This is a genomic window from Vibrio sp. 1069 (genome assembly GCF_033340555.1).
The window spans coordinates 1-503 of the sequence record NZ_JAWOWP010001023.1 but is presented as its reverse complement, the minus strand read 5'-3'; the positions used below and the strand labels follow the sequence as shown (position 1 = coordinate 503).

1 protein-coding gene is annotated in these 503 nt (G+C 46.5%); it reads right to left on the bottom strand.

What is annotated here, in order from left to right; all coding sequences use genetic code 11:
* On the bottom strand, positions 1–445 hold a 445-nt coding region (locus tag R7040_RS30385), incomplete at its 3' end, for a metal ABC transporter permease (RefSeq protein WP_318098181.1).
* Between the last annotated feature and the right edge of the window lie 58 nt (positions 446–503).

Here is a 503-nt window from a genome sequence, read left to right as displayed (position 1 = left end):
TCAACGGCCAAACATCTTGCCATGTCGACCACAGTAGCTGACCATTCAAAATCCCTTGAATGAAATCAGCACCATGTGGGTCTTTGCTAACAAGTAACACCGCCAAAGAGGCAGATACCACAAACAAGCTGCCAATCATCGGCTCAAGATGCGGATGATTTCGCTTTTCTAATGCAGCAATCAATCCGCATAACAATAACGACATTATCCAAGGGCCAAGCATTGCACCAAGCCAAGATTCCGATAACCAAGGAATCCTCACGTACAAAGTAGATGAGTTTAGCCAATAATGACTAAGCGCCGCACCCAATGCTGCGACTTGAGCCACCGCAAGGTCGATGAAAATGATCTGCCGCTTTAAGACTTGCTGGCCCAGTACGACGTTACCAATTAGCGCAATCACGCCGCACAAAATAGCCGGCGCTAACCATGTGTATTCAGTCATGATCAAAACTTCACAGCACTAGGAGAAACAAACACATCGAGTAACTCGGCAATCACTT